Origin of the sequence: Sphingomonas rosea, from assembly GCF_039538065.1 — a bacterium.
Classification (GTDB): Bacteria; Pseudomonadota; Alphaproteobacteria; order Sphingomonadales; family Sphingomonadaceae; genus Sphingomicrobium; species Sphingomicrobium rosea.
Genome location: NZ_BAABBR010000001.1, coordinates 801,694 through 825,581, shown reverse-complemented (window position 1 = coordinate 825,581; position 23,888 = coordinate 801,694). Strand labels below are relative to the sequence as shown.

28 protein-coding genes are annotated in these 23,888 nt (G+C 67.5%); 13 read left to right on the top strand and 15 right to left on the bottom strand.

What is annotated here, in order from left to right; genetic code table 11:
- Positions 1-109: 109 nt before the first annotated feature.
- Complete coding sequence (locus ABD693_RS04010; protein WP_344695713.1) at positions 110-364, bottom strand: hypothetical protein; 255 nt, start codon at positions 362-364, stop codon at positions 110-112.
- Positions 365-1,244: 880 nt separating this feature from the next.
- On the opposite strand from ABD693_RS04010, the gene recF reads away from it, so the two are divergent.
- The 4 genes from recF (at position 1,245) to ABD693_RS03990 (ending at position 7,429) form a co-directional block, all read left to right on the top strand.
- The gene (recF, locus tag ABD693_RS04005) at positions 1,245-2,282 is read left to right on the top strand and encodes a DNA replication/repair protein RecF (protein WP_344695712.1); all 1,038 of its coding nucleotides are present in this window, start codon (positions 1,245-1,247) and stop codon (positions 2,280-2,282) included.
- Positions 2,283-2,458: 176 nt separating this feature from the next.
- Positions 2,459-4,015 carry a DEAD/DEAH box helicase gene (locus ABD693_RS04000; RefSeq protein WP_344695711.1) on the top strand — a complete coding sequence of 519 codons (1,557 nt, stop codon included), beginning with the start codon at positions 2,459-2,461 and terminating at the stop codon, positions 4,013-4,015.
- 108 nt (positions 4,016-4,123) lie between these two features.
- Positions 4,124-6,631, top strand: a complete 2,508-nt coding sequence (gyrB, locus tag ABD693_RS03995) for a DNA topoisomerase (ATP-hydrolyzing) subunit B (RefSeq protein ID WP_344695710.1) — start codon at positions 4,124-4,126, stop codon at positions 6,629-6,631.
- 33 nt (positions 6,632-6,664) lie between these two features.
- A complete protein-coding gene (locus ABD693_RS03990; protein WP_344695709.1) occupies positions 6,665-7,429 on the top strand; it encodes an endonuclease/exonuclease/phosphatase family protein in 765 nt (254 codons plus the stop codon).
- Here the strand turns inward: ABD693_RS03990 and rpoN are convergent.
- From rpoN to ABD693_RS03965, 5 genes are read right to left on the bottom strand one after another with little or no spacing between them, the layout of a single operon-like run.
- On the bottom strand, positions 7,426-8,859 hold the full coding sequence (gene rpoN, locus ABD693_RS03985; protein ID WP_344695708.1) for an RNA polymerase factor sigma-54: 1,434 nt from the start codon (positions 8,857-8,859) through the stop codon (positions 7,426-7,428). The two genes, ABD693_RS03990 and rpoN, sit on opposite strands and share 4 nt — an antisense overlap.
- An 11-nt stretch (positions 8,860-8,870) precedes the next feature.
- A complete protein-coding gene (lptB, locus tag ABD693_RS03980) occupies positions 8,871-9,647 on the bottom strand; it encodes an LPS export ABC transporter ATP-binding protein (RefSeq protein ID WP_344695707.1) in 777 nt (258 codons plus the stop codon).
- 1 nt (position 9,648) lies between these two features.
- The gene (locus ABD693_RS03975; RefSeq protein ID WP_344695706.1) at positions 9,649-10,191 is read right to left on the bottom strand and encodes an LptA/OstA family protein; all 543 of its coding nucleotides are present in this window, start codon (positions 10,189-10,191) and stop codon (positions 9,649-9,651) included.
- Positions 10,192-10,196: 5 nt separating this feature from the next.
- Positions 10,197-10,922 (bottom strand): LPS export ABC transporter periplasmic protein LptC, encoded by a 726-nt coding sequence (gene lptC, locus ABD693_RS03970; protein ID WP_344695705.1) that lies wholly within the window; start codon positions 10,920-10,922, stop codon positions 10,197-10,199.
- A complete protein-coding gene (locus tag ABD693_RS03965) occupies positions 10,922-11,542 on the bottom strand; it encodes a ribonuclease D (RefSeq protein ID WP_344695704.1) in 621 nt (206 codons plus the stop codon). The genes lptC and ABD693_RS03965 overlap by 1 nt, the downstream gene beginning before the upstream one ends.
- Positions 11,543-11,741: 199 nt before the next feature.
- Here ABD693_RS03965 and ABD693_RS03960 point away from each other — a divergent pair, with 199 nt between their 5' ends.
- Together ABD693_RS03960 and ABD693_RS03955 are read left to right on the top strand one after the other, a co-directional pair.
- Positions 11,742-12,587, top strand: coding sequence for a cold-shock protein (locus tag ABD693_RS03960; RefSeq protein ID WP_344695703.1), 846 nt, complete (start codon positions 11,742-11,744; stop codon positions 12,585-12,587).
- A gap of 88 nt (positions 12,588-12,675) precedes the next feature.
- Positions 12,676-13,035: a hypothetical protein gene (locus ABD693_RS03955; protein WP_344695702.1), complete on the top strand. Its 360-nt coding sequence runs from the start codon at positions 12,676-12,678 to the stop codon at positions 13,033-13,035.
- 1 nt (position 13,036) lies between these two features.
- Here the strand turns inward: ABD693_RS03955 and ABD693_RS03950 are convergent, their stop codons facing one another.
- The 5 genes from ABD693_RS03950 to ABD693_RS03930 all read right to left on the bottom strand — a co-directional run bounded on the left by ABD693_RS03950 (position 13,037) and on the right by ABD693_RS03930 (position 16,378).
- Positions 13,037-14,167 (bottom strand): GNAT family N-acetyltransferase, encoded by a 1,131-nt coding sequence (locus ABD693_RS03950; RefSeq protein ID WP_344695701.1) that lies wholly within the window; start codon positions 14,165-14,167, stop codon positions 13,037-13,039.
- A gap of 67 nt (positions 14,168-14,234) precedes the next feature.
- Complete coding sequence (locus ABD693_RS03945) at positions 14,235-14,696, bottom strand: RidA family protein (RefSeq protein WP_344695700.1); 462 nt, start codon at positions 14,694-14,696, stop codon at positions 14,235-14,237.
- A gap of 32 nt (positions 14,697-14,728) precedes the next feature.
- Positions 14,729-15,472 (bottom strand): SDR family NAD(P)-dependent oxidoreductase, encoded by a 744-nt coding sequence (locus tag ABD693_RS03940; protein WP_344695699.1) that lies wholly within the window; start codon positions 15,470-15,472, stop codon positions 14,729-14,731.
- Positions 15,473-15,479: 7 nt separating this feature from the next.
- Positions 15,480-16,109, bottom strand: coding sequence for an HAD family hydrolase (locus ABD693_RS03935; RefSeq protein WP_344695698.1), 630 nt, complete (start codon positions 16,107-16,109; stop codon positions 15,480-15,482).
- Positions 16,106-16,378, bottom strand: a complete 273-nt coding sequence (locus ABD693_RS03930) for a DUF3572 domain-containing protein (protein ID WP_344695697.1) — start codon at positions 16,376-16,378, stop codon at positions 16,106-16,108. The genes ABD693_RS03935 and ABD693_RS03930 overlap by 4 nt, the downstream gene beginning before the upstream one ends.
- A gap of 35 nt (positions 16,379-16,413) precedes the next feature.
- Here ABD693_RS03930 and ABD693_RS03925 point away from each other — a divergent pair, with 35 nt between their 5' ends.
- A complete protein-coding gene (locus ABD693_RS03925) occupies positions 16,414-16,794 on the top strand; it encodes a response regulator (RefSeq protein ID WP_344695696.1) in 381 nt (126 codons plus the stop codon).
- Between the two features lie 66 nt (positions 16,795-16,860).
- Here the strand turns inward: ABD693_RS03925 and rpmG are convergent, their stop codons facing one another.
- Complete coding sequence (gene rpmG, locus ABD693_RS03920) at positions 16,861-17,028, bottom strand: 50S ribosomal protein L33 (protein ID WP_029941780.1); 168 nt, start codon at positions 17,026-17,028, stop codon at positions 16,861-16,863.
- Between the two features lie 182 nt (positions 17,029-17,210).
- Here rpmG and ABD693_RS03915 point away from each other — a divergent pair, with 182 nt between their 5' ends.
- Positions 17,211-17,516, top strand: coding sequence for a hypothetical protein (locus ABD693_RS03915; protein WP_344695695.1), 306 nt, complete (start codon positions 17,211-17,213; stop codon positions 17,514-17,516).
- A gap of 56 nt (positions 17,517-17,572) precedes the next feature.
- Positions 17,573-19,162 carry a cisplatin damage response ATP-dependent DNA ligase gene (locus tag ABD693_RS03910; protein ID WP_344695694.1) on the top strand — a complete coding sequence of 530 codons (1,590 nt, stop codon included), beginning with the start codon at positions 17,573-17,575 and terminating at the stop codon, positions 19,160-19,162.
- On the opposite strand, the gene ABD693_RS03905 is transcribed toward ABD693_RS03910, so the two are convergent.
- The gene (locus tag ABD693_RS03905; protein ID WP_344695692.1) at positions 19,159-19,680 is read right to left on the bottom strand and encodes a GNAT family N-acetyltransferase; all 522 of its coding nucleotides are present in this window, start codon (positions 19,678-19,680) and stop codon (positions 19,159-19,161) included. The two genes, ABD693_RS03910 and ABD693_RS03905, sit on opposite strands and share 4 nt — an antisense overlap.
- The gene (locus ABD693_RS03900) at positions 19,670-20,575 is read right to left on the bottom strand and encodes an isoaspartyl peptidase/L-asparaginase family protein (protein ID WP_344695691.1); all 906 of its coding nucleotides are present in this window, start codon (positions 20,573-20,575) and stop codon (positions 19,670-19,672) included. Before ABD693_RS03900 ends, ABD693_RS03905 begins: the two co-directional genes overlap by 11 nt.
- A gap of 82 nt (positions 20,576-20,657) precedes the next feature.
- Between ABD693_RS03900 and ABD693_RS03895 the strand changes: the two genes are divergently transcribed.
- Genes ABD693_RS03895 through ABD693_RS03880 form a run of 4 tightly spaced genes read left to right on the top strand, consistent with a single transcriptional unit; the run spans position 20,658 to position 22,944 of the window.
- Positions 20,658-21,566, top strand: coding sequence for an SPFH domain-containing protein (locus ABD693_RS03895; RefSeq protein ID WP_344695690.1), 909 nt, complete (start codon positions 20,658-20,660; stop codon positions 21,564-21,566).
- A 4-nt stretch (positions 21,567-21,570) separates the two neighbouring features.
- Complete coding sequence (locus tag ABD693_RS03890; protein WP_344695689.1) at positions 21,571-21,774, top strand: type II toxin-antitoxin system antitoxin; 204 nt, start codon at positions 21,571-21,573, stop codon at positions 21,772-21,774.
- Positions 21,767-22,012 carry a hypothetical protein gene (locus ABD693_RS03885; RefSeq protein ID WP_344695688.1) on the top strand — a complete coding sequence of 82 codons (246 nt, stop codon included), beginning with the start codon at positions 21,767-21,769 and terminating at the stop codon, positions 22,010-22,012. Before ABD693_RS03890 ends, ABD693_RS03885 begins: the two co-directional genes overlap by 8 nt.
- Positions 22,009-22,944 (top strand): alpha/beta hydrolase, encoded by a 936-nt coding sequence (locus tag ABD693_RS03880; RefSeq protein ID WP_344695687.1) that lies wholly within the window; start codon positions 22,009-22,011, stop codon positions 22,942-22,944. The genes ABD693_RS03885 and ABD693_RS03880 overlap by 4 nt, the downstream gene beginning before the upstream one ends.
- Here ABD693_RS03880 and ABD693_RS03875 read toward each other — a convergent pair.
- Positions 22,941-23,834 carry a S1/P1 nuclease gene (locus tag ABD693_RS03875; protein WP_344695686.1) on the bottom strand — a complete coding sequence of 298 codons (894 nt, stop codon included), beginning with the start codon at positions 23,832-23,834 and terminating at the stop codon, positions 22,941-22,943. The two genes, ABD693_RS03880 and ABD693_RS03875, sit on opposite strands and share 4 nt — an antisense overlap.
- Positions 23,835-23,888 lie beyond the last annotated feature (54 nt).

The following is a 23,888-nucleotide window of genomic DNA, read 5'->3' as shown; positions in this document are numbered from 1 at the left end:
CCGCTCCGCGCGGTGGAGTGGTCGAGGGGCCCGACTGCGGCCCAGGCCACCGTCACCTCGGACCTGATCCGGGGCCCACCTGCTTTCCGGTTCCGACCCATTGCGGACGTTAGCTCCCTTGAGAGCCGCGCCAGCGATACCACTCGACGTAGATAGCAAGATGGAGGATTGCGGCGGCAATTAGGGCTGCCGATTGCCCCTGCCCGTCGTTCCAAAGCGCTCCTGCCGCGCCGCCAGATATAGCGATGAGAACCTTTCGAGCGGTATTACTGCTTTGGTAGCTGAAATCTTCAGGCCAGACCTCTGGCCCTCGCAGCGCCATGACCATTTGCCAGAAAATCGCCCAGTCCACCGCAATTGCCATAGCACTACCAAGTAGAAATCGGGCGAATGCGGGCAAGAGCACGCCAGTAAGCTGCCTCTTCAACGCTTAAAACGCAATGTCCGCTTTCCATCCATTTGCGACATTCGACCGCACGCCTAATGTGGGCCAATGAATCGGTTCTCACTGATCACATTAGTGGTGGCGACCCTTGCCTTCGACCTCTTCGTTATCTGGGCAGTCGGTTTTACGGTTGTGTGGAACGGGAGTGTGCCGCCAGCGAGCGCCCTTGGCTTCTGGCTTATCGCGGCGTCACCGCTCGTTGTGACAGCCTACTGCGATCGGAAATGGCGGACATATCGCCGCCGCTGAGGCTGCATGTCTAACGTCCGCTTTCCACCCATTGCGGACATCGGCCAACGGGTTCAATCTCGGTGCATGTTGAGGGACATCAAGGACGACGCGGTTGAGTTCTCGTTCGTCTATGTCGTCGTTTTTGCAGCAATTGGTTTGTTCGAGAAAGGTATCTGATTATCCGAGAAGGCTGCGTTTTTTGGTGGCGGATATCTGATCTTCGGCATCGTCTATGTCAGCTTTTGCATTCTGGCGGCGTTTCGCCAAGCATGGTCAATAGACGTCCGCTTGCCACGCAAAGCAGACACTCACAGCACCCTTGCAAAGTAGGATTTCGCCTGCTTCACTAACCGCAGCGGTTCTTCCGCGCGCGCTTTGACTTATCCGACCACCGTCCGCGCCCGGACGTCCGCAAGGTCACAGCATGGGACCTTCGCGACTCTCCCTCCGAGCGCCGTTTTCCGCCATCCGCCGGGTCAATCGGACCCCGTCTTCCACTCTCCCACCCTGTGACCTTCGTGACCCGGCGCTGGTGTCTGACCCCGCGCTCTGCTTTACCGACCCGGCCGTGCTCTCCCGCCTGACCCTCACCGACTTTCGCAATCACGGCGGCCTCGAGCTTCGGCCCGGCCCCGGCTTCGTCTGCCTGTTCGGCGAGAATGGCGCGGGGAAAACGAACATCCTCGAGGCCGTCTCAATGTTCGCCCCCGGCCGCGGGCTGCGCGGTAGCGCGCTTGGCGAGATGGCCCGGAGCGACGGGCGGGGCGGCTGGGCGGTGAGCGCGGCGCTGGGCGCGACCGCGCTCGGCACCGGCACGCTCGCCACCGCGCCCGAGCGTCGGCAGGTCCGCATCAACGGCGCGCCATCGAGCGTCAACAGCCTCGCCGAATGGCTCTCCGTCCTCTGGCTCACCCCCGCGATGGATCGCCTGTTCACCGGCCCTGCGGGCGACCGCCGCCGCTTCCTCGACCGGCTGGTTCTCGCCCTCGAGCCCGGCCACGCGCACCACGCCGCGCGCTATGAAGCCGCCATGCGCGCCCGCAACAAGCTCCTGTCCGAGCCCGAAGGCGCCGACCCCGAATGGCTCTCCGCGCTCGAGGCCGGCATGGCCGAGCACGGCACCGCGCTCGGCGCCGCCCGCGCCCGCACCGTCGGCTCCTTGTCGGAGGCGCTCGACGCCGTGCCCGACGACCTGTTCGCGCGGCCCGCGATCGCGCTCTACCAGCCGGGGGAGGGCGACCTCGCCGCCCGGCTCCGCGCCAACCGTGGCCGCGACGCCGCCGCCGGGCGCGCCACCGAGGGGCCGCACCGCCAGGACCTTGCCGTCACCCACGCCGCCAAGGGCCAGCCCGCGGCGCGCTGCTCGACCGGCGAACAGAAGGCGCTGCTCCTCGGCATCGTCCTCGCCCATGCCGAACTCGTCGCGACACGCCGCGGGGCGCCGCCGCTGCTGCTGCTCGACGAGGTCGCGGCGCATCTCGACCCCGCGCGCCGCGCCGCGCTCTTCGCCCGGCTCGAGGGCCGCGGGCAGGTCTGGATGACCGCCACCGAAGCCGCGCTGTTCGAGGGGATCGGACCGGCGACTATGGTGCCCGTCGGCCCGTAGGTGGACTTTTCCGCGGCCTGCCCCTATATGGCCGGCAGCGAGACGCCACAAAGCGGCGTGATCGGCAGCCCCTAAGGGCGCCGGCCCGCGTCTCGGTTCCGTTTCAAGTTCCCACATCACGCGGGGTACTGATCTCACCCTGCCCCGGCCCGTGGTCTCCACCGGCCGGTCGCTTCATGTTGGAATTTCATTTGACCACCACATTCGACCAGCTCGGCCTCTCGGCCCCCCTGCTGAAGGCGCTCGCCGCCAAGAACTACACCGTGCCCTCGCCGATCCAGGCGCAGGCCATCCCCTATGTCCTCGAAGGGCGCGACCTGCTCGGCATCGCCCAGACCGGCACCGGCAAGACCGCTGCGTTCATGGCCCCGTCGCTCCAGCGCCTCGCGGCCAACCGCCCGCAGTCGCTCCGGCCGGGCCAGATCCGCATGCTCGTGCTCGCTCCGACGCGTGAGCTCGCCAGCCAGATCGCGGCCAGCGCCGAAGCCTATGGCAGCGGCCTCAAGACGACCGTCGGCGTGATCTTCGGCGGCGTCGCCAATGCCAAGAGCCTGCGCACCGTGCACCGCGGCCTCGACGTCCTCGTCGCGACCCCGGGCCGTCTGCTCGACCTCGTCGACCAGCGCGCCGTGGACCTCAAGACCCTCGAGATCCTCGTTCTCGACGAGGCCGACCAGATGCTCGACCTCGGCTTCATCCATGCGCTGAAGCGGATCGTGAAGATCATCCCGGCCAAGCGCCAGACCCTGTTCTTCTCGGCGACCATGCCGAAGATGATCAAGAGCCTCGCCGACGAATATCTGAAGGATCCAGCCGAAGTCGCGGTGACCCCGGTCGCTACCACCGCGGAGCGGGTTGAGCAGTTCGTCACCTTCGTCAACCAGGCCGAGAAGAGCGCGCTCCTCACCCTGTTCTTCCAGAACGGCAAGGAAATCGAGCGCACGCTCGTCTTCAGCCGCACCAAGCACGGCGCCGACAAGATCGTCCGCCAGCTCGCCGCGGCCGGCATCGAGAGCAATGCGATCCACGGCAACAAGAGCCAGCCGCAGCGGGAGCGGGCGATCGCCCTGTTCCGCGACGGCAGCGTGCCGATCCTCGTCGCGACCGACATCGCCGCGCGCGGGATCGACATTCCGGGCGTCAGCCACGTCGTGAACTACGACCTGCCCAACGTCCCCGAGCAGTATGTCCACCGCATCGGCCGCACCGCGCGCGCCGGCGCCGACGGCATCGCGATCGCCTACTGCGACCGCGAGGAAAAGGCGTATCTCAAGGACATCGAGAAGCTGACGCGCCAGCGCCTGACCGAGACCGCGCTTCCCGCCGGTTTCATCCAGGCGGTCGAGGCCTTCAAGCGCCTCAAGGTCGAGCCGAAGCGGGCCGCCCAGCCGCAGCAGCGCAACAAGCGCAACGAGAGCGGCGCGCGCGGCCACGCCCGCGATCCGCAGCGCTACGGCCTCCCGCGCAACGATCCGCGCTCGGACATGCCCGAAGACCGCAACGGTCCGCGTGAAGGTGGCCGCAGCGCGCGCGGTGTGCCCGGCGGCGTCGGTCGTGGTCCGGTCGGCAATCCGGTCCGCTCGGGCGGGCACGGCCAGGGGCAGCAGCAGCGCCACGGCGGACAGCGTCCGGCGGGCCAGCCCGCCGGCGGCGGTCGTCCGGGGAACGGCGGCGGCCAGCGCCGGCGTGGTCCGAGCGGTGGCACCGGGGGCGGTCAGCGCCGCGCTGGCTAAAGCTTCGAATTAGAAGGGCGGGGACTTCGGTCTCCGCCCTTCGCGTATGCGGGCCCGCGCGCGCCCGCCCGCGCGTGACTTCGCGTCACGAAACGCTATATCCTCCTCATGGCAGAAGAAGCGAACCAGAACAGTTACGGCGCCGAGAGCATCAAGGTCCTCAAGGGCCTCGACGCGGTGCGCAAGCGGCCCGGCATGTACATCGGCGACACCGACGACGGCTCGGGCCTCCACCACATGGTGTTCGAGGTCAGCGACAATGCCATCGACGAAGCGCTTGCGGGGCATTGCGACCGCATTCTGATCCAGCTCAATCCCGATGGTTCGGTCACGGTCGAGGACAATGGCCGCGGTATTCCGACGGGCATCCACGCCGAGGAAGGCGTTTCGGCAGCCGAGGTCATCATGACCCAGCTCCACGCCGGCGGTAAGTTCGAGAACACCAGCGACGACAACGCCTACAAGGTGTCGGGCGGCCTCCACGGCGTCGGCGTCTCGGTCGTCAACGCGCTGTCCGAATTCCTCGATCTCACGATCTGGCGCGACGGCGAGGAGCATTTCATGCGCTTCGCCCACGGCGACGCGGTCGCCCCGCTGAAGGTCGTCGGCACCGCGCCTCCGGGCAAGACGGGCACGCGCGTTACCTTCCTGCCGAGCCCGGCGACCTTCAAGATCACCGAGTTCGACTTCGAGAAGCTCGAGCATCGCTATCGCGAGCTCGCCTTCCTCAACTCGGGCGTGCGGCTGGTGCTGGCCGACGCGCGGCACGAGGAGCGCAAGGAAGTCGAGCTGTTCTACGAGGGCGGCATCGCGGCCTTCGTGAAGTATCTCGACCGCGCCAAGACCCCGCTCTTCCCCGATCCCATCGCCATCTCGGCGGTGCGCGACGGGATCGGCATCGACGTCGCGCTCGAGTGGAATGATTCCTATTACGAGAACGTCCTGCCGTTCACGAACAACATCCCGCAGCGCGACGGCGGCACCCACCTCGCGGCCTTCCGCGCCGCGCTGACCCGCACCGTCAACGGCTATGCCGAAAAGTCGGGCATGCTGAAGAAGGAAAAGGTCAGCCTCACCGGCGACGACATGCGCGAGGGCCTGACCGCGATCGTCTCGGTCAAGCTGCCAGACCCTAAATTTTCGAGCCAGACCAAGGACAAGCTCGTCAGCTCCGAAGTGCGCCAGCCGCTCGAGGCGCTGATGAGCGACAAGATGACCGAGTGGCTGGAGGAAAATCCCGCCAACGCCCGCGCGATCATCCAGAAGATCATCGACGCCGCCGCGGCGCGCGAAGCCGCCAAGCGCGCCCGCGAGCTCACCCGGCGCAAGGGTGTGATGGACATCGCCTCGCTGCCCGGAAAGCTCGCCGACTGCCAGGAACGCGACCCGGCGCTCAGCGAATTGTTCCTCGTCGAGGGCGATTCGGCCGGTGGCTCGGCCAAGCAGGGCCGCAATCGCCAGAACCAGGCGATCCTTCCGCTGCGGGGCAAGCTCCTCAACGTCGAGCGCGCGCGCTTCGACCGGATGCTGTCGAGCCGCGAGATCGGGACGATCATCCAGGCGCTCGGCACCGGCATCGGCCGCGAGGAATTCAACCTTTCCAAGCTGCGCTATCACAAGATCGTGATCATGACCGACGCCGACGTCGACGGCGCGCATATCCGCACGCTCCTGCTGACCTTCTTCTATCGGCAGATGCCCGAGCTGATCGAGGCCGGGCACCTCATGATCGCGCAGCCGCCGCTCTACAAGGTCGCCCGCGGCCGCTCGGAAGTCTATCTCAAGGACGACGCGCAGCTCGACGACTATCTGGTCGAGGCGGGGCTCGAAGGCCTGCAGATGGAAAGCAGCGGCGAGGTCCGCCAGGGTGCGGATCTGAAGACGCTCGTCGATCATGCGCGGCGCATCCGCACGCTGCTGCGCTATGCGCCCAAGAAATATGATCCCGCGCTGCTCGAGGCGCTGGCGCTGGCCGGCGCGCTCGATCCCGAACTCGGAACCGAGGGCCGCCTGGCGGCGGTCGAAAAGGTCGCGGCGTGGCTGCAGCAGGGCGACGAGGAAGGCCGCTGGTCGGCCGAGCTCGCGCACGAGGGCGGTTATCTCCTCCGCCGGCTGTGGCGTGGCGTGACCGATGTCACCATCGTCGAGCCGAGCTTCATCACCTCCGCCGAGGCGCGCAAGCTGCACACGCTCGCGGGCGAACAGCGCGAGACCTACGCCCGTCCCTCGACCCTGCGGACCCTGAAGAAAGGCGCGCAGACCGAGGCCGAGCCGACCGTCGGCGCGGGCGAAGGCGAGGAAGCGATCGAGCAGGCGGCCGCCGACACCAAGGGCAAGCCGGTCGAGATCACCCGTCCGAGCGAGCTGTTGAACGCGGTGCTCGGCGCGGGCCGCAAGGGCCTCAGCATCCAGCGCTACAAGGGGCTGGGGGAGATGAATGCCGAGCAGCTGTGGGAAACCACGCTCGATCCGGCCAACCGCTCGCTGCTGCGGGTCGAGGTGGGTCAGGCCGACGTCGCCGACGAAATCTTCTCGCGCCTGATGGGCGAAGTGGTCGAACCGCGTCGCGAATTCATCCAGGACAATGCACTGAGCGTCGCCAACCTCGACGTCTAGGAACGGCTTCGCGCCACACGGGGTTGGACGACGGTGACCCTTCTCACCCTCGCTTCCTACAACATGCACAAGGCCGTCGGTCTCGACCGGCGGCACGATCCGCATCGCATCCTCCATGTGCTGGAGGAGATTGGCGCGGATGTGGTGGCGCTGCAGGAAGCCGATCGGCGGACGGGCGGGCGCGCCTCGGCGGTGCCGCACACCCTGTGGGAAGGGCATAGCCCGTACCGGCCGGTGCCCGTCGGGGTAAGAAACCGCCGCGCGCTCGACCTCGTGCCGGGAATCAGCGCGCGCGTCGACGAACTGCTCAAAGTCGATACGCGCAACATCGGCTGGCATGGCAATGCGATCCTGGTGAAGAGCCATGTCGGGATTCTCGACGTGGTCGCGCTCGACCTGCCGACGCTCGAGCCGCGCGGGGCGGTGATGGCCGAGCTGCTGGTCCGCGACCGGCCCATCCGGGTCATCGGGCTGCATCTGGACCTGTCCGGATTGTGGCGTCGGCGGCAGATGCGGGCGATCCTCGACGCCGTGGCCAAGCGTCCGCAACCGATGCCGACCGTGCTGATGGGCGATACCAACGAATGGCGCTCGGCTGCCGGGTGCCTCAAGGAGCTCGACGGACGCTTCCGGATCGCGCCGACGGGACCGAGCTTCCATTCGCGTCGGCCGGTGGCGGTGCTGGACCGGATCATGGTCGACCAAGACCTCGTCATCGAGGCGGCAGGTGTGCACCACAGCGAGCGGGCACGAATCGCGAGCGACCACCTCCCGATCTGGGCGCGGGTCCGGCTCTAGGCGGCCTTGCCCGAAATGGCGCGCTGACGACGGCGCTGGACGCTCGAGCCGATCCCGATCGCTTCGCGATATTTGGCGACGGTACGGCGGGCGAGAACGAAACCCTGCTCTTTCAGCGCGTCGACCAGCTGATCGTCACTCAGCACCTCGGTCTCGGCCGCGACGAGCTTGGCGATCGCGGCCTTGACCGCTTCGGCGCTGGCGCCTTCGCCATCGTCGGCTGCGACCCCGCTCGAGAAGAAGCTGCGCAGTTCGAACAGGCCATGCTCGCACAGCAACGTCTTGCCCGAGGCGACACGGCTGACGGTACTCTCGTGCATCTCCACCGCTTCGGCGATCCGCCCCATGGTGAGCGGGCGAAGCGCAGCCACGCCTTCACGGAAGAAGCCTTCTTGGGATTCGACCACCGCGCTGACGATCCGGACGATCGTGCGCGCGCGCTGGTCGAGCGCGCGAACCAGCCAAGACGCACTCTGCAATTGTTCGGACAGCCAGCTCTTGGCCTGCTTGTCGGTGGCGGCGGCCTTGAGCTCGCGGTGATAGCGGCGGTTGACCAGCACGCGCGGCAAGGTCGCGGGGTTGAGCTCGACCGAGAAACCGGCGGCGGTGCGGCGGACGAGAACGTCGGGCTCGCTCGACGCAGCCGGTTCGGCGGCGAAGCGGCAACCTGGCTTGGGGTCGTAGCTGCGGAGCTCGGCGATCATGTCGGCGAGGTCCTCGTCATCGACCCCGCAGATCCGCTTCAGCGCCGCCATCTGGCCGCGCGACAGGAGGTCGAGATTGGCGATGAGCCGCGCCATGGCGGGATCGTATCGGTCGGCGGCCTTGGCCTGAAGCGCGAGGCATTCGGCAAGGTCGCGTGCCCCGACACCGGCGGGTTCAAGCCCCTGGACCAGCCGCAACCCCGCTTCGACATCCTTGACGGTGAGGTCGAGAGCATGGGCGATGTCACGGAGCGAGGTCGTCAGCCAGCCGGTTTCCTCGAGCTCGTGGACGATCGCCTCGGCGGCGCGGCCCGCGGCCCCGCCGGCGCCGTGAAGCTGCGCCATGAGATGCTCGCACAAGCCGCTCTCGCAGGACGCGAGCCGGTCGAAATCGAACCCTTCCTCGTCGCCGCTCCCGATCTCGTAGCCGGCATCGGTCTCGGCGGCTGCATCGCGCCAGTCGGCATCGAGTGCTTCCTCGCCCTTGCCGCTCAGTTCATCCGCTCCGCGGGGATCGGCGGGGGCATCGCCGAATTCAACGTCCTCGCGCACGACCACGTCGCCGTCGCCGCCCATTTCGAGAAGGGGATTCTTCGCCAATTCCTCGGCGATGGCCGCCTCGACTTCGACGTTGGTGAGCTGGAGGAGCTTGATCGCCTGCTGGAGCTGCTGGCTCATGACCAGCGACTGGGCCTGACGGAGTTGAAGTCCCGGGCCGAGCCCCACGGCCGCGCTCCCTAGAGCTCGAAGCTTTCGCCGAGATAGAGCCGCCGGACGTCCTGGTCGGCGACCAACGCTTCCGGGGTCCCGGCGAACAGCACCTGACCGTCGTAGATGATGCAGGCCCGGTCGACGATGTCGAGCGTCTCGCGGACGTTGTGATCGGTGATGAGGACACCGATGTCGCGATCCTTCAAGTCCTTCACGAGGTCGCGGATGTCGGCGATCGACAGCGGGTCGATGCCCGCGAACGGCTCGTCGAGGAGCATGATCTTGGGATCGGCGGCGAGCGCCCGGGCGATTTCGCAGCGACGGCGTTCACCGCCCGACAGCGCCATGGCGGGCGAGGCGCGCAGGCCGACGAGGCCGAATTCGCCGAGCAATTGTTCAAGCCGGGCCTGGCGGGCCTGCTTGTCGGGCTCGGCGACCTCGAGCACGGCCATGATGTTCTGCTCGACCGTCAGGCCCCGGAAGATGCTGGTTTCCTGCGGAAGGTAACCGAGGCCAAGGATCGCGCGGCGGTACATCGGCAGGCCGGTGATATCGCGCCCGTCGAGCATGATCCTGCCGGCGTCGGGCTTCACCAGGCCCATGACCGAATAGAAACTGGTGGTCTTGCCCGCGCCGTTGGGACCCAGGAGGCCGACCACCTCACCGCGATGGACCTCGAGGCTGACGTCGCGGAGGACCTGTCGCTTGTCGTAGCTCTTGGCGATGTTGCGGACGGCAAGGCCGCGCATGGCGCCGTCGGCGGCGCTGGTGCCCGCCCGATCGATCGCGCTGGCCTCGTTCATCTCAGCTGCCGCGGCGCTGGGGGACGGTGAAGTGCCCCGTCACTCGACCACCCGATTCGCCGACTCCGACCGGACCGCCGTCGACGACCGCGCGTCCGCTGGTCATGTCGATCGTCAGGCGGGCGCCCGAAATACGCGAATCGCCGCGCTGGAGCTGGACGGCGCCAATCAGCGTGATCAGGCGCCGGTTGATATCGTAGATGCCGAAGTCGCCGCGCGCGGTCTCGCTCGGCGAGCGGACGATCACTCCGCCCGACGCATCGAGACGATCGATCTGGAGATTGCCGGCGCTGGTATAGGCGACGGTCAGCCGCTCGGTGTCGAGCGTGAGGTCGGCCTGCCGCACCTTGACGTTGCCCGCGAAGATCGCGCGGTCCGAGCGATCCTGCACCTCGATCCGATCGCTCGCGACGTCGATCGGCGCATTGGCGTCATGGCCCTTCAGAGCCGAGACCGGGCCGCCCTGGGTTTGCGCCAACGCGACTCCGCCCACGGTGGCCGTGGTCAGCGCAAAGGCGATGGCGAAGGTGCGGATGGTCCCCATGGCGCTCATCTGACGGTCCCGGGCGTGATTTTCAACCGGGCGCCGCCATCGAGCACGACAATGCGGTTATTGAGGTCCACCCGCATCCGCCCGGCCTGGAAGTTCCCGAGCTTGATCGTTCCGTTCACGCCGCCGTTGAGCGCCACCTGCCTGGTACCGAGATCGGCCGACAGGCTGTTGGCGTTGAAGGTGCCGACCGGCATGCGGCCGCTCACCTGCCCGGTGCTTCGGACCTGCCTGCTGCGCAGGTCGACCAGGACGTCCCGGGTGAGGAGTTGCTCGCCCTCGGGGCCGCTGACACGCACCGGTCCGTTCACCGCCACCTGCTGGCGGTCAAGGTCGTAGCGGCCGCGCTGCGCTTGGATGGTGGCCGGGCCTTCGCGCAGCCCGAGCCGGGCCATCACGCCGTTGATGTCGACGATCGGCACATTGCTGGTCTGCTGTACCGCGCGATCGGCGACGAGGAGGAAAGGCTGACCCTGGTCGTCGGTGCCGTTGTAGCGCGCCGCCTCGATCTTCATCCGCTCCTCGGCCTTGCTGACGTCCTTCTTGTCGAGGATGAAGCTCGCTTCCTGCTGCTTGGTGAGCGGGAGCATGAGGAAGATCGCCCCGATGACGCCCACGGCCGAGGGCAAAGCGACCTTGAGAAGGCCGACCAGCCGGTCGTGCGGACTGCCCGGCTCCGCCCATTGTTGCGCCTGTTCGCGCTGCAGGTTGGCAGCTTCGCTCATCAGCTGTGCGCGAACAGATCCTCTTCCGGCCAGCCGGCGAGATCGAGCTCGGCCCGGGCGGGGAGGAAGTCGAAGCAGGCCTGCGCGAGCGCGGTGCGGCCTTCGCGGGCGAGCCGAACGTCGAGCTTTTCCTTCAGCGCGTGGAGATAGCGCACGTCGCTCGCGGCATAGTCGCGCTGGGCGTCATTGAGGTCGGGGCCGCCCCAGTCGCTGGTCTGCTGCTGCTTGTTGAGGTCCTGTCCGAGCAGTTCCTTGACCAGTTCCTTGAGGCCATGCCGGTCGGTGTAGGTCCGAACCAGTCGCGAAGCGGTGCGGGTGCAGTAGAGCGGCGCGGCCATGATCCCCAGATAGTATCGCATGATCGCGATATCGAACCGGGCGAAATGATAGAGCTTCAGGCGGTTCGGATCGCCCAACAGCGCCTTGAGGTTGGGCGCGGCATAGTCGCTTCCCGGCGAGAAGCGCACGAGATGCTCGTCGCCCGACCCGTCCGACAATTGCACGAGGCACAGCCGATCGCGGCCGGGGTGAAGGCCCATCGCCTCGGTGTCGACGGCGATCGGACCGGGCCCGAACAGGTCGGTTCCGGGGAGATCTTCTTCGTGGAAATGGATGGCCATAATCTGTCTGTGGTTCCTGCGTCGGCCCCGCTTAACCGGTCCTGACAGCAGAGGCGAGACAAACGGCTAGAGGAGTGCGGTTTTTTCCTGTAGGGTCCGAGACGGAATCACGTCCGTTGGATGTGCCGTGACCGGTTGCGCCGTTGAGCCCAGCGCGTTGGTTTGAAGATTAAACGGGTTCGAGGAAGTTTGCACGGGCATGGGTTACGATCGAGGGCGTAAGGGCGACCGGGGCGGTCGCGGACGCGACAAGGGTGATTTCGGCGGCAGCGGCGGTGACTTCGGTGGCGGCGGCTTCGGCGGCGGCGACTTTGGTGGCGGCGGCTTCGGTGGCGGTGACCGGTTCGGCGGCGGCGGTGGCGGTGGCTATCGCGGCGGTGGTGGCGGCGGCTACGGTGGCGGCGGCGGTGGCGGTGGCTATCGCGGCGGCGGTGGCGGCGGTTACGGCGGCGGTGGCGGCGATCGCTTCGGCGGCGGTGGTGGTGGCGGTGGCTTCGGCGGCGGCGGCGGCGGCGGCTTCGGCGGCGGCGGCGGCGGCGGCGGCGGAATGCCCCCCCAGGTCGTCGGCGAGGGCAAGGGCATCGTCAAGTTCTTCAACCCGCAGAAGGGCTTCGGCTTCATCGTCCGTGACGATGGCGGCGAGGACGTCTTCGTGCACATCTCGGCCGTCGAGCAGGCGGGTCTCACCGACCTCGCCGATGGTCAGCCGCTCGAGTTCACGCTCGTCGACCGCGGTGGTCGCGTTTCGGCGACCAATCTGCGCATCGACGGCGAGCCGATCGCGGTTGAGCGTGCGGAAGCCGCTGCGCCGCAGCGTCAGCTGACCGGCGAAAAGGCGACCGGGACGGTCAAGTTCTTCAACGCGATGAAGGGCTTCGGCTTCATTCAGCGCGACGACGGGCAGCCCGACGCGTTCGTGCACATCTCGGCCGTTGAGCGGGCGGGCATGGCCAGCCTCAACGAGGGCGACAAGCTCGAGTTCGAGCTCGAGGTCGATCGTCGCGGCAAGCATGCCGCGGTGAATCTCTCGCCGCTCCAGAACTAAGAACACTCGCGTTCACGCGAGGGGCAGGAAGGCTCGCCGGGGAGATCTCCGGCGAGCCTTTTCTTTTGGAAGAATAGGGGAAGCGTCGATGTGGTGGTTGGCAGGATTGATCGCGCTGCAGCCGGTCCCGGGGGTCGCGGCGCCGGGAAGCAGGGATTTCGACATGCAATGCATGCTGGTGACGCAGCAGGCGGCGAGCGCTTTGCCTGACAAGGACATGGCGCTGATGGCCCAGATCGCCGCGATGTTCTTCATGGGCCGGGTCGATTCGAGCGTGACGCAAGCGCAGCTCGGTGCCCTCGCCGAGCAGGCGGCAGGGGCGATCAAGGGCAAGCCGATCGGCCCAATCCTGCAGTCGTGCGGCGATTTCATGCAGCGCCGCGGCAAGATCTTCGAGCAAGTCGGCACGGAAGTCGAAGGGCGCGAACAGGGCCGCGCGACCCGCTAGCCTATCCTTCCTTGCGGAACGGGAGTTCTTCGCGGAGCGCGGCGATCTCATTGGCCACCGCGGTCCGCTCGCGCACGAGGAAGTCGGCGACGGCCGAGCGGAAGCCCGGATCGGGAAGGAAGTGCGCGCTGAGGGTCGTCACGGGCTCATAGCCGCGGGCAAGCTTGTGCTCGCCCTGCGCGCCGGCCTGGACGGTCGTGCGGCCATTGGCCAGCGCCCAGTCGATCGCCTGATAGTAGCACAGCTCGAAATGCAGGAAGGGCACATCCTCGCTGCATCCCCAGTAGCGCCCGTAGAGCGTATCGCTCCCGACCCAGTTGAGCGCCCCGGCGATGGGATGGCCGTCGCGCTCGGCGAGGAACAGCAGCAGCTGGTCGCCGAGCCGCGCCACCGCCGATCCGAAGAAGTCGCGGGTGAGGTAGGGCCGGCCCCATTTGCGGCTGCCCGTGTCCTGATAGAAGCGCCACATCGCGTCCATGTCGGCCGCGCCAATCTCCGCGCCGCGCAGGTGGCGGAAGGTCAGTCCCTCGCGCGCGGCGGCGCGCTCCTTGCGGATCGTCTTGCGCTTGCGGCTGCTGCAGGCGGCGAGGAACCCCTCGAAGTCGCCATAGCCGCGATCAACGAAATGATACTGGATGCCGTGGCGGACCAGCCAGCCGCGTCGCTCGGCGATGTCGGCCTCGGCCTCGATCAGGAAATTGATGTGCGCCGACGACAGCTGATTCTGCGTGGTGAGTGCCTCGGCCCCGGCGAGCACCAGCTCGGGTGCCTGGCCGAGGAGGCGTGGCCCGACCACGGGGGTGAAGGGGACCGCGATCAGGAGCTTGGGATAATAATTGCCCCCCGCCCGCTCCCATGCGTCGGCCCAGGCGTGGTCGAAGATATATTCGCCTTGGCTGTGCGTCTTGAGATAGGCCGGTGCGGCGCCGACCACCGCTCCGCCTTGAGAGACGGTCAGTGGAAGCGGAGTCCAGCCGGTCTGCCCCGTCGCACTGCCCGACGATTCGAGCGCGGCGAGGAAGGCGTGCGACAGGAAAGGGTCGGCCGATCCCGCCAGCCGATCCCACTCGACCGGATCAATGGCGAGCATCGAATCGGCGATTCGGATTTCGGCGGGGTCACGATCAGCCATCGTCACCCGAGATAAGCGCTTGAGGCCGAAGCGGAAGACCGAACCTTGGGTCCGGTCCGGTCGCAAATCAGTCGCGGATCTCGACGATGGCGTCGACCTCGACCGCGACTCCGAGCGGCAGCGTCGGAACGCCTACCGCCGAGCGCGCATGGCGGCCGGCCTCCCCGAACACCTCGGCCATGAGGTCCGAGGCGCCGTTGGCAACCTTCGGCTGGTCGGTGAACTCGCCGACCGAATTGACGAAGACGCCGAGCTTCACGACGCGCGAGACGCGATCGAGCGAGCCGACCGCAGCCTTGATCTGCGCCAGCAGCATGAGCCCGCAGCGCCGCGCGGCGGCCTGCCCGGCCTCGAGATCGACATTCTCGCCGAGCCGGCCGGTGATCAGGCTGCCATCCTCGGCAAAGCTGATCTGACCCGAAATGTGGAGCAGGTTTCCGGTCAGCACCGCGGGCACGTAGGAAGCCACGGGCGCGGCGGGCTGGGGAAGGGTGATGCCGAGTTCGGCGAGGCGCTGATCGATGGACATGGGCGCGGCGGTGGCCGCTTCGCCCCGCCCGGTCAAGCCTTGCGGTTGGTGGCGAAGCCGGCCCAGTTCTGCCGCGTCGGCATCAGTTCGAGCGCGTTGATGTTGAGATGCGGCGGCCGGCTCGCGACCCACAGGATGGTTTCGGCCAGGTCCTCGGGGGTCATCGGGTCGATGCCGTCATAGAGCGCATCCGACGCGGCCTGGTCGCCGCCGTTGCGCACGAGCGTGAACTCGGTCTCGGCCATCCCCGGCTCGATCGAGGTCACGCGCACGCCGGTGCCGGCAAGGTCGTTCCGAAGCATCAGACTGAACTGGCGGACGAAGGCCTTGGTCGCGCCATAGACCGCGCCGCCCTTGTAGGGATAGGTCGCGGCGACCGACGACAGGTTGATGATCGAACCCTGCGACGCGATCAGCTTGGGCAGCAGGGCACGGGTCAGCGCGACGAGGCCCGTCACGTTGGTGTCGATCACCGTCTGGAGCTTGTCCCACTCGCTGTCCTGCAGGTCCGCCATCGGCGGGGCGAGGCCGGCGTTGTTGATAAGGCAGTCGACACCGCTCCACTCGCCCTCGAGCTTCGCCAGGCTTTCGAGCCCCGCGCGGTCCTGCATGTCGACCGAGAGCGGGAGGAAGTAGGCGCCAAGCTCTTCCTGGAGATCGCGAAGTCGGTCGGCGCGGCGGCCGGTGCCGATCACGCGCCAGCCGGCGTGCGCGAAGGCGCGGGCCGAGGCGGCGCCGATCCCGGCGGTCGCGCCGGTGATGAGAACGGTCTTCATGGGCGGCTTATCCTTCCAGTCGCTCGAGGATCCACGGGGTCGCGGTCGCCCAGTCGTCGATCCGGGCATGGGCGTGCTCGGCCGGCGCGGTCACCGCCGCGAGGCTCGGCTCGGCGACCATGTGAAGGCGGTGGGTCGCGGGAGAATGCTTGGCGACCGAGGTGTGGTGGACGGCGAGGTCGTCGACGAACAGGTGGCGCGGAGCGCGATGGCGCTCGACGATCGCGCGAAGCGGTTCGCCCTTGCCGCCGCGGTTGCATACCACCTCGTGGTTGATCCCGAATCGGGCGAGCTGGGCGATGCGGCCTTCGCGCGCGTCCTCGCCGAGGTTGGTGAGGACGACGATGTCGGCCTTCTCCCCGATCGTGCCAAGCGCCTCGATCGCACCAGGAACGATCGTCTGGCGATGCATTTCGCTTTCGAAGAAGCCCCACAGCAATTGCCAGACGCGCTCGCTCTCGACCCGCTCGCCGGTGACCTTGTCCTTGAGTCCGCCTGCCATGTCGCCTTCCTCGGGCCGGAAGAGGATCGCATGCTCTTCGTCGAGCCAGTCGGAGAAGTGCCGGACCATGTGGAGGAGGACCTCGTCGCAGTCGGTGACGAGGAGCGGACGCTGGCCCGCGGCGGTGATGTTCATGATTCGAGAGCGCTCCGGGCGGCCACCAGTTCCTGCGGGCTCTTGCCGAGGGCTTCGGCGACCGCAAGGAGATCGGGCTCATGATCTTCGAGAAAGCGCAGCACCGCGACCAGCACTTCCGGTTCGCCCGCCCGGACGCGCAGGTCGTCGGGGGTAAGTCCGGTCAGCGCCAGCAGGCGGTCGGCGCGCGCCTCGTCTCCCAGTGAAACAGCGAGGGCCTGCAGCGCAACCGTAACGGAGTCGCTTTTGTTGTACGGTTTCGCCGACATTAGCCTATAATCTATGTGTGAGGAGCAGCTAGTCCATGGCCCGGATCATGGTTGTCGAGGACAATGCCCTCAACATCAAGCTGTTCTGCGACCTGCTCTCGGCGCACGGACACGAAGCCAAGCCGGTGACGGACAGTCGTGTCGCCCTCGATACCGCGCTCGAATTCCGCCCGGATCTCGTCATCACCGACATCCAATTGCCCTACGTCAGCGGGCTCGACCTCATCCGTTCGATGCGGGCGGTGGAATCGCTGGCGCACGTGCCGATCATGGCGGTGACCGCCTATGCCGGCCAGGGCGATGACGAGCGCATTCGCTCGGCGGGCGCCCAGGCCTATGTTTCGAAGCCGATCTCGGTGGCGCGCTTCGTCGCCGAGGTGAGCGCGCTTCTGCCCAACGAAGCCACGGTCGCCTGACGCGGCCGGCGCCGGACACGAAAAAGGGCGCCGAAGCGCCCTCGTCCGTTCAGCAAGGAGCCGAGATTACTTGATCTTGGCTTCCTTGAACTCGACGTGCTTGCGCACGACCGGGTCGTACTTGCGGAAGTTCATCTTCTCGGTCGTGTTGCGCGGGTTCTTCTTGGTCACGTAGAAGAAGCCGGTATCGGCCGTGCTGACGAGCTTGATCTTGACGGTTGCCGGCTTGGCCATCGTGGTGCACCCAAAGCTAGAAAAGAAAAGAGCGGCCAGATGCCGCCCGTATCGGCGGCCCCAATGAAGGCGGCGCGCCGTCTTGTCAAGGTCATGCGCGCGACAAGCTCCGGTAAGAATGGCCGATTAGGCCACTGTTTACCAGACGGGCGCACTCTCGGGCGACCGACAAGAGGTGAAGCATGCGCGAATCGCTCGACGACCTCCGCCACGACCTGCAGCGCCGGCTGCACGACATCCGCACCCGTGCCGACGCGCTGAGCCCGCTCGACATCCATGCCAGAATGGACGCGATCCGCGGCGAGGCCGACCGCGCCGGGCTCCATGCGATCGAGGGGCTGGCGCACCTGTCATCGCAACTCGCCCTCCTGCCCGGGTGCCGGGTCGCCACCGCCGCCTGCCTCGACCGCGCGGGCGACGCGCTGGGGGCGCAGTCGGCCGCCGAGCGGCAGGCGGTGCTCGCCGCCATCGCGATGCGCCTCAACTAAAGGCCAGACACAAAGTCGTTTCGGACCCGCGCTCGCCCTTCGCGCATTAGGGCGCCATGCGCGCCTTCTCGCAGTTGCTCGACGCCCTCGTCTACACGCGTTCGCGGCTGGCGAAGCTCAAGCTCATTGGCGATTATCTCCGGCGCACGCCCGATCCCGATCGCGGCTATGCGTTGGCGGCGCTGACCGGCACGCTCGACATTCCGCACATCAAGGGCGCGGTGATTCGCGCGCTCGCATCGGAACGGGTCGACCCGCTTCTCCTCCGGATGAGCCACAATTATGTCGGCGACCTTGCCGAGACGGTCTCGCTGCTCTGGCCGTCGCCCGAAGGTGAACTCGACGACGGGACGATCACCATCACCGAGGCGGTCGAGCGACTTCGTGCCGCGAGCCGCTCGGACGCGCCGGCCGTGCTGACCGCGATGCTCGACCATCTCGACGCCTCGGGACGATTTGCGCTCCTCAAGCTCGCGACGGGCGAGCTTCGCGTCGGGATCAGCGCACGCAATTCGAAGCAAGCCTTCGCCGATGCCTTCGAACTCGATGTCGAGGCGGTGGAAGAGGTGTGGCACGGGCTCAAGCCGCCTTATCTCGAATTGTTCGCCTGGGGTGAGGGGCGCGGCGCGCAGCCGCTGGCGAAGGACATCCCCGTCTTCCGGCCCTTCATGCTCGCGCACCCGCTCGAGGATGCCGAGCTCGACCTCGACGCTTATGCGGCCGAGTGGAAGTGGGACGGAATCCGGCTGCAGATCGTCCATGCCGGCGGCGAAACGCGGCTCTACAGCCGCACCGGCGACGACGTGACCCGCAGCTTTCCCGAGGTCGCCGAATCCTTTTCCGTTCCCGGCGTGCTTGACGGCGAACTCTTGGTACGCGGCGCTGGCCAGGGACTCGACGAGCATGGCGGTTCGGCCGCGAGCTTCAATGCCCTCCAGCAGCGGCTCGGCCGAAAGGTTGTCAGCGCCAAGACGCGCGAGGAATTCCCTGCCTTCGTTCGGCTCTACGACCTGCTGTTCGACGGCGAGGAAGACCTGCGCACCCTTCCCTGGTCCGAGCGGCGCGGGCGCCTCGAAGGCTTCATGAACCGGCTCGACCCCGAGCGCTTCGACCTGTCGCAACTGATCGAGGCCGAGGACTTTGCGCAGCTCGCCGAGATCCGCGCCGGTGCCCGCGACGCTGCGATCGAGGGGATGATGCTCAAGCGCCGCGACGCGCCATACGTCTCGGGGCGGCGCGTCGGCCTCTGGTACAAGTGGAAGCGCGATCCGCTGACCGCCGATTGCGTGGTCATGTATGCCCAGCGCGGAAGCGGCAAGCGCTCGAGCTTCTATTCGGACTTCACCTTCGGTTGCTGGGCCGATGACGGCGAACTGCTGCCCGTCGGCAAGGCCTATATGGGTTTCACCGACGAAGAGCTGAAATGGCTCGACCGCTTTGTCCGGCGCCACACGGTCAACCGCTTCGGACCGGTGCGCGAGGTCGAGAAGACGCTCGTCTTCGAGGTCGCCTTCGATTCGATCCACCTCAGCAAGCGCCACCGCTCGGGCGTCGCGATGCGCTTTCCCCGCATCGCGCGAATCCGCAAGGACAAGCCGGCGCACGAAGCCGACAAGCTCGCGACCCTCGTCGGGATGGTGACCTAGAGCGGCTTTTCGAGGACCAAGAATTCGAGGTCGTCGAACAAGGCGCCCGACTGCGGCCACTCGGCATAAGGAAAGGGCCGCCGCTCGCCCGTCGGCCGGTAGCCGCGGCGATCGTAGAAGGCGAGCAATTCGCGCCGGCGACTGAAGACCTGCATCTCCATCCGAGTCGCGCCAAGGGCATCGCGCGCGTGCGTTTCGGCCGCCGCGAGCAGTCCCTTGCCCATGCCGCCACCCTGGATTGCCGGTTCGACCGTCAGCATCCCGAGGTAGAAGAGGCCGTCGCCCTTGTCGTGGAGCAGGACGCAGGCGCAGATGCCGCCCTCGCCGTTGCGCGCGACGAGGAGATGGCGGGTCGGATCGGCGATGAAGCCTGCGATTTCGTCCTCGCTGGTGCGCGGACCGGTCAGGAGGTCGGCCTCATGGCTCCAGCCGGCGCGCGCGGTGTCGCCGCGATAGGCACGCTCGACCAGGCGATGCAGCGCGGGGGCGTCGGCGGGGCGCGCTTCCTCAAGCGTCATGAACGGCAATGCTCCGATGCCCATCGGCGGTGGCGCGCGCGCGGTACATGCCGCGCGTCGTATAGCCCCAGGCCATGCCGCCGTCGGGCGCGACGGCGATGAGGCCACCCTTTCCGCCCAAGGCCATCACGTCGGCGAGGACCGCGTCGACCGCTTGCTGCAGCGATTCGCCGCCCAGCCGCATGCGCGCGCCGACCTCGTGCGCGGCGGCGGCGCGGATGAAGAGTTCGCCCGCGCCCGTGCAACTCACCGCGCAGGAGCGGTCATCGGCATAGGTGCCGCAGCCGATCAGCGGCGAATCGCCGATCCGGCCCCACTTCTTGGCGGTCAGCCCGCCGGTCGAGGTGGCCGCGGCGACATGGCCGTCCGAATCGACCGCCACCGCGCCGACGGTCCCGTATTTGACGTCGAGGTCGAAGCCCGCGCCGCTCGCCTGCACTTTCTCGAGCGCCTCGCGGCGGGCGGGGATCTCGAACCACGAGGGATCGACGGTTTCGAGGTCGTGGAGCCGGGCGAATTCCTCGGCGCCGTCCTGCGCGAGGAAGACGTGCGGGCTCTCGTCCATCACCGCGCGCGCGGCCGATACGGGATGGCGGATGGTGGTCAGCGCGGCGACCGCGCCGGCGCAGCGCTCGCGTCCGTCCATGATCGCCGCGTCGAGCTCGATCTTGCCGTCGGCATTGAGCACGCTGCCGCGGCCGGCGTTGAAGGCGGGATCGTCCTCGAGCATCCGGACCGCCGCTTCGACTGCTTCGATGGCCGCGCCGCCCGCCGCAAGCACCCTTGTTCCCGCATCGAGCGCGGCACCGAGGCCGGCACGGCCAGCCTCCTCCTCCTCGAGGGTCAGTTGGAGCGCGCCGCAGCCGCCGTGGATCACCAGGGACCAATTCGTCATCGCGGCGTCCCTTGCCGCAAGCGCCCCACTTGCGCAACGCACGAAGGCTATATATAAATGATATCAGTTTATGGAGGCATCAATGTCCGAACAGGGGACCGTTCACCTCACTTCCAGCCGGGAGCGTCCGGCGCAAACGTTCAGTGGCTACATCATGCTGGTGTTGCTGCTCGCCCTCATCGTTCTGCAGGTCGGCGCGATCGCTCGGCTTGCCGGATCGACCGGTGACCCGAGCGGCTTCGACCTCTTCAGCGTGATCGCGCCGCCGGTGCTGCTCGTCTTCGTCCTGACCGGCTTCTACATGCTGCAGCCCAATCAGGCCGCGGCGCTGACGCTGTTCGGCTCGTACAAGGGGACCGATCGCGTGACGGGCCTGCGCTGGGTGTGGCCGTGGGAGATGCGGCGCAAGGTGTCGGTTCGCGCCAACAACTTCATCAGCGACAAGATCAAGGTCAACGACCTGCGCGGCAATCCGATCGAGATGGCGGCGCAGATCGTCTGGCGCGTGGTCGATACCGCGCAGGCGCTATTCGACGTCGACGACTACAAGGCGTTCGTGAATGTCCAGGTGGAGGCGGCGATCCGCACCATCGGCTCGCGCTACCCGTATGACGATTTCGAGCATCTCGAAGTGACGCTGCGCGGCAATCACGACCAGGTCGGCGCCGAGCTTCGCGCCGAGCTCAACGCGCGGCTCGCGGTCGCGGGGATCAGCGTCGACGAATGCGGCTTCACGCACCTGGCCTACGCGCAGGAAATTGCCGGCGCGATGCTGCGTCGTCAGCAGGCGCAGGCGGTGGTCGCGGCTCGCAAGACTCTCGTCGAAGGCGCGGTCGGGATGGTCGAGATGGCTCTCGCCATGCTCAGCGAGAAGAATGTCGTCGAGCTCGACGACGAGCGGCGCGCGGCGATGGTCTCGAACCTGATGGTGGTGCTGTGCGGCGAGCGCGACACCCAGCCCGTCGTCAACACCGGCACGCTTTACCAGTAAGCGCATGGCGGAGCGGAAAGCCTTCCCGCTGCGAGTCGATCCGGATCTCTGGTCCGCGGTCGAGCGCTGCGCCACGGCCAATCTCCGCTCCGCCAACGCCGAAGTCGAATGCCTGCTGCGCGAAGCGCTGAAGGCGCGGGGTGTGCGGCTGTCGGACCCCAAGCCGGTCCGGCGTGGCCGTCCGCCCAAGGAGGGTGGCGATGAGTGACGGCCCGGAATGGTTCGCGCCGCGCCGGTTCGGCATTGGCGCAGGTCTGCCGATCGCCTGGCAGGGCTGGGCGATCACCGCTGTCTATGTCGTCGCCCTCGTCGTCTGCGTGACGCTTTGGGGCGGCCATGGCGATCGGACGAAGTTGATCATGATACCCCTGACGATCATCTTCGTGGGCGTCGTGTGGCGCACCACGCGGGGTGGTTGGCGGTGGCGTTGGGGAGAAGAGCAATGACGATGGTAACCGGACTGATCCTCGCAGCGGCATTGGCCGGAGCGAAGCCGCCGATCGAAGTCACCGCAGCAGGTCCCCAGGGCGCGTTGGCGGGGACGATGATCGACGCCGGCAAGGGCAAGCCGATCGTCCTCATCATTCCCGGATCGGGCCCGACCGACCGCGACGGCAACAGCCCGCTCGGCATCACCGCCGCGCCCTACCGGCTGCTCGCCGAAGCGCTCGCCGCCAAGGGCATCTCGACCGTCCGGATCGACAAGCGCGGGATGTTCGGAAGCAAGACGGCAGTCGCCGACGGCAACAAGGTGACGATCGCCGACTATGCCGGCGACGTGGCCAATTGGGTCGGCACCATCCGCAAGCAGACCGGCGCCAAATGCGTCTGGGTTCTCGGCCATAGCGAAGGCAGCCTCGTCGCCCTCGCTGCCGCGCAGAAACCGGCCGGGGTCTGCGGAATAGTCAGCATGTCTGGCGCCGGACGAAAGCTCGGCGACGTGATGCGCGAGCAATTTCGCGCCAACCCCGCCAATGCGCCGATCCTCGAGCCTGCGCTCAAGGCGATCGCGGCGCTCGAAGCGGGGCGGGACGTGTCTCCGGCCGATCTCCCCGGACCGCTGCCGCGCGTCTTCGCGCCGCAGGTGCAGGGCTATTACAAGGATCTCCTGTCCTACGACCCGGCGAAACTCGCCGCCTCGGTGAAACTGCCGTTGCTGATCGTGCAGGGCGAGACCGACCTCCAGACCAAGGTCACCGATGCGAAAGCGCTCGCCGCCGCGCAGCCCAAGGCGAAGCTCGTGCTGGTCCCGGGCGTCAATCACGTGCTCAAGGTCGCGCCGCTCGACCAAGCCGCGAACATCGCGACCTATGCCGATCCGAGCCTTCCGGTCGCCCCGGAAATCGTCGATGCGGTAGCGACGTTCGTGAAGCGTTAGTCGGCGGCCGGCTTCTTCTGCCCGGGCGCCAGCCCGCGCAGAAGCGCGTCGTCAAGCAAGCGGGCAAGGCGGAGGCCACCGGCGGTGACCTCGCGCCGGACCTCTGGAATGAGGCTCTGCAGCTGCGCTTCGCTCAGCGTCGGACGCTCGTCCTTGCCGAGTGTGCGGCAGGGGTCGCCGAGGATCGTGCCATAGGCATATTTCCGGCTGTTCTCCCACGCGGCGCGGCTCCAGTCCTCGACCGTCCCGCTGGCGAGCTCCGCCTTTTGAGCTCGGGTCAGGCCGGCCAGCAGCCCCTTCGCACCGCCCGGCGGCGTGGTCACCGCGCGTTCGGGGATCCAGCCGTCCCAGATGCCGTGGAGATTGGCGTTCCCGCTGACGATGCCATAAGCGACCGGCACGCGGTTGCCGCCGAGGTCGCCCTTGTCGCCGCCGTGCATCGGCTGCGCAAGGTCGCCGACGAAGTGGACCAGATAGGCCAGCGCCATCACCCGCTCGCGTACCGGCAGGCTCTTGTCGGCAAGGAGGCGCGCGTTGCGCTCGATCTGCGCCGACACGCAATTGCCGTCCTTGCACGCGCTCTTGAGGTCGAACGGCTTGCACACGTTGACGTTCTGATAGTGCCAGCTCGACTGGTAGCTGAAGCGGTCGCCCAACGGCTTGATGCAGTCCGCCCAGACGCTGGCGTCCTCGATCGTGCGAGTCGGGCATTCGGGCGTCTCTAGCCGGGCGCCCTCGCGCAACAGCGCTTGGATCCTCGCCCGAGTCGCGGGCTGGACCTCGGCCATCGCGATGCTCGCGACGGTACGGTGGGTATATTCCCAATAAGCGGGCGCGGGAGCGGCGGCAGCCAGCGCGAGCAGCGCTGCCAGGAAGCGGAAGATCGGCACGGCTCAAGCCTCTAGCGCCCGCTAACCCACTGGCAAGTCCCGCCTTGGTGTTGT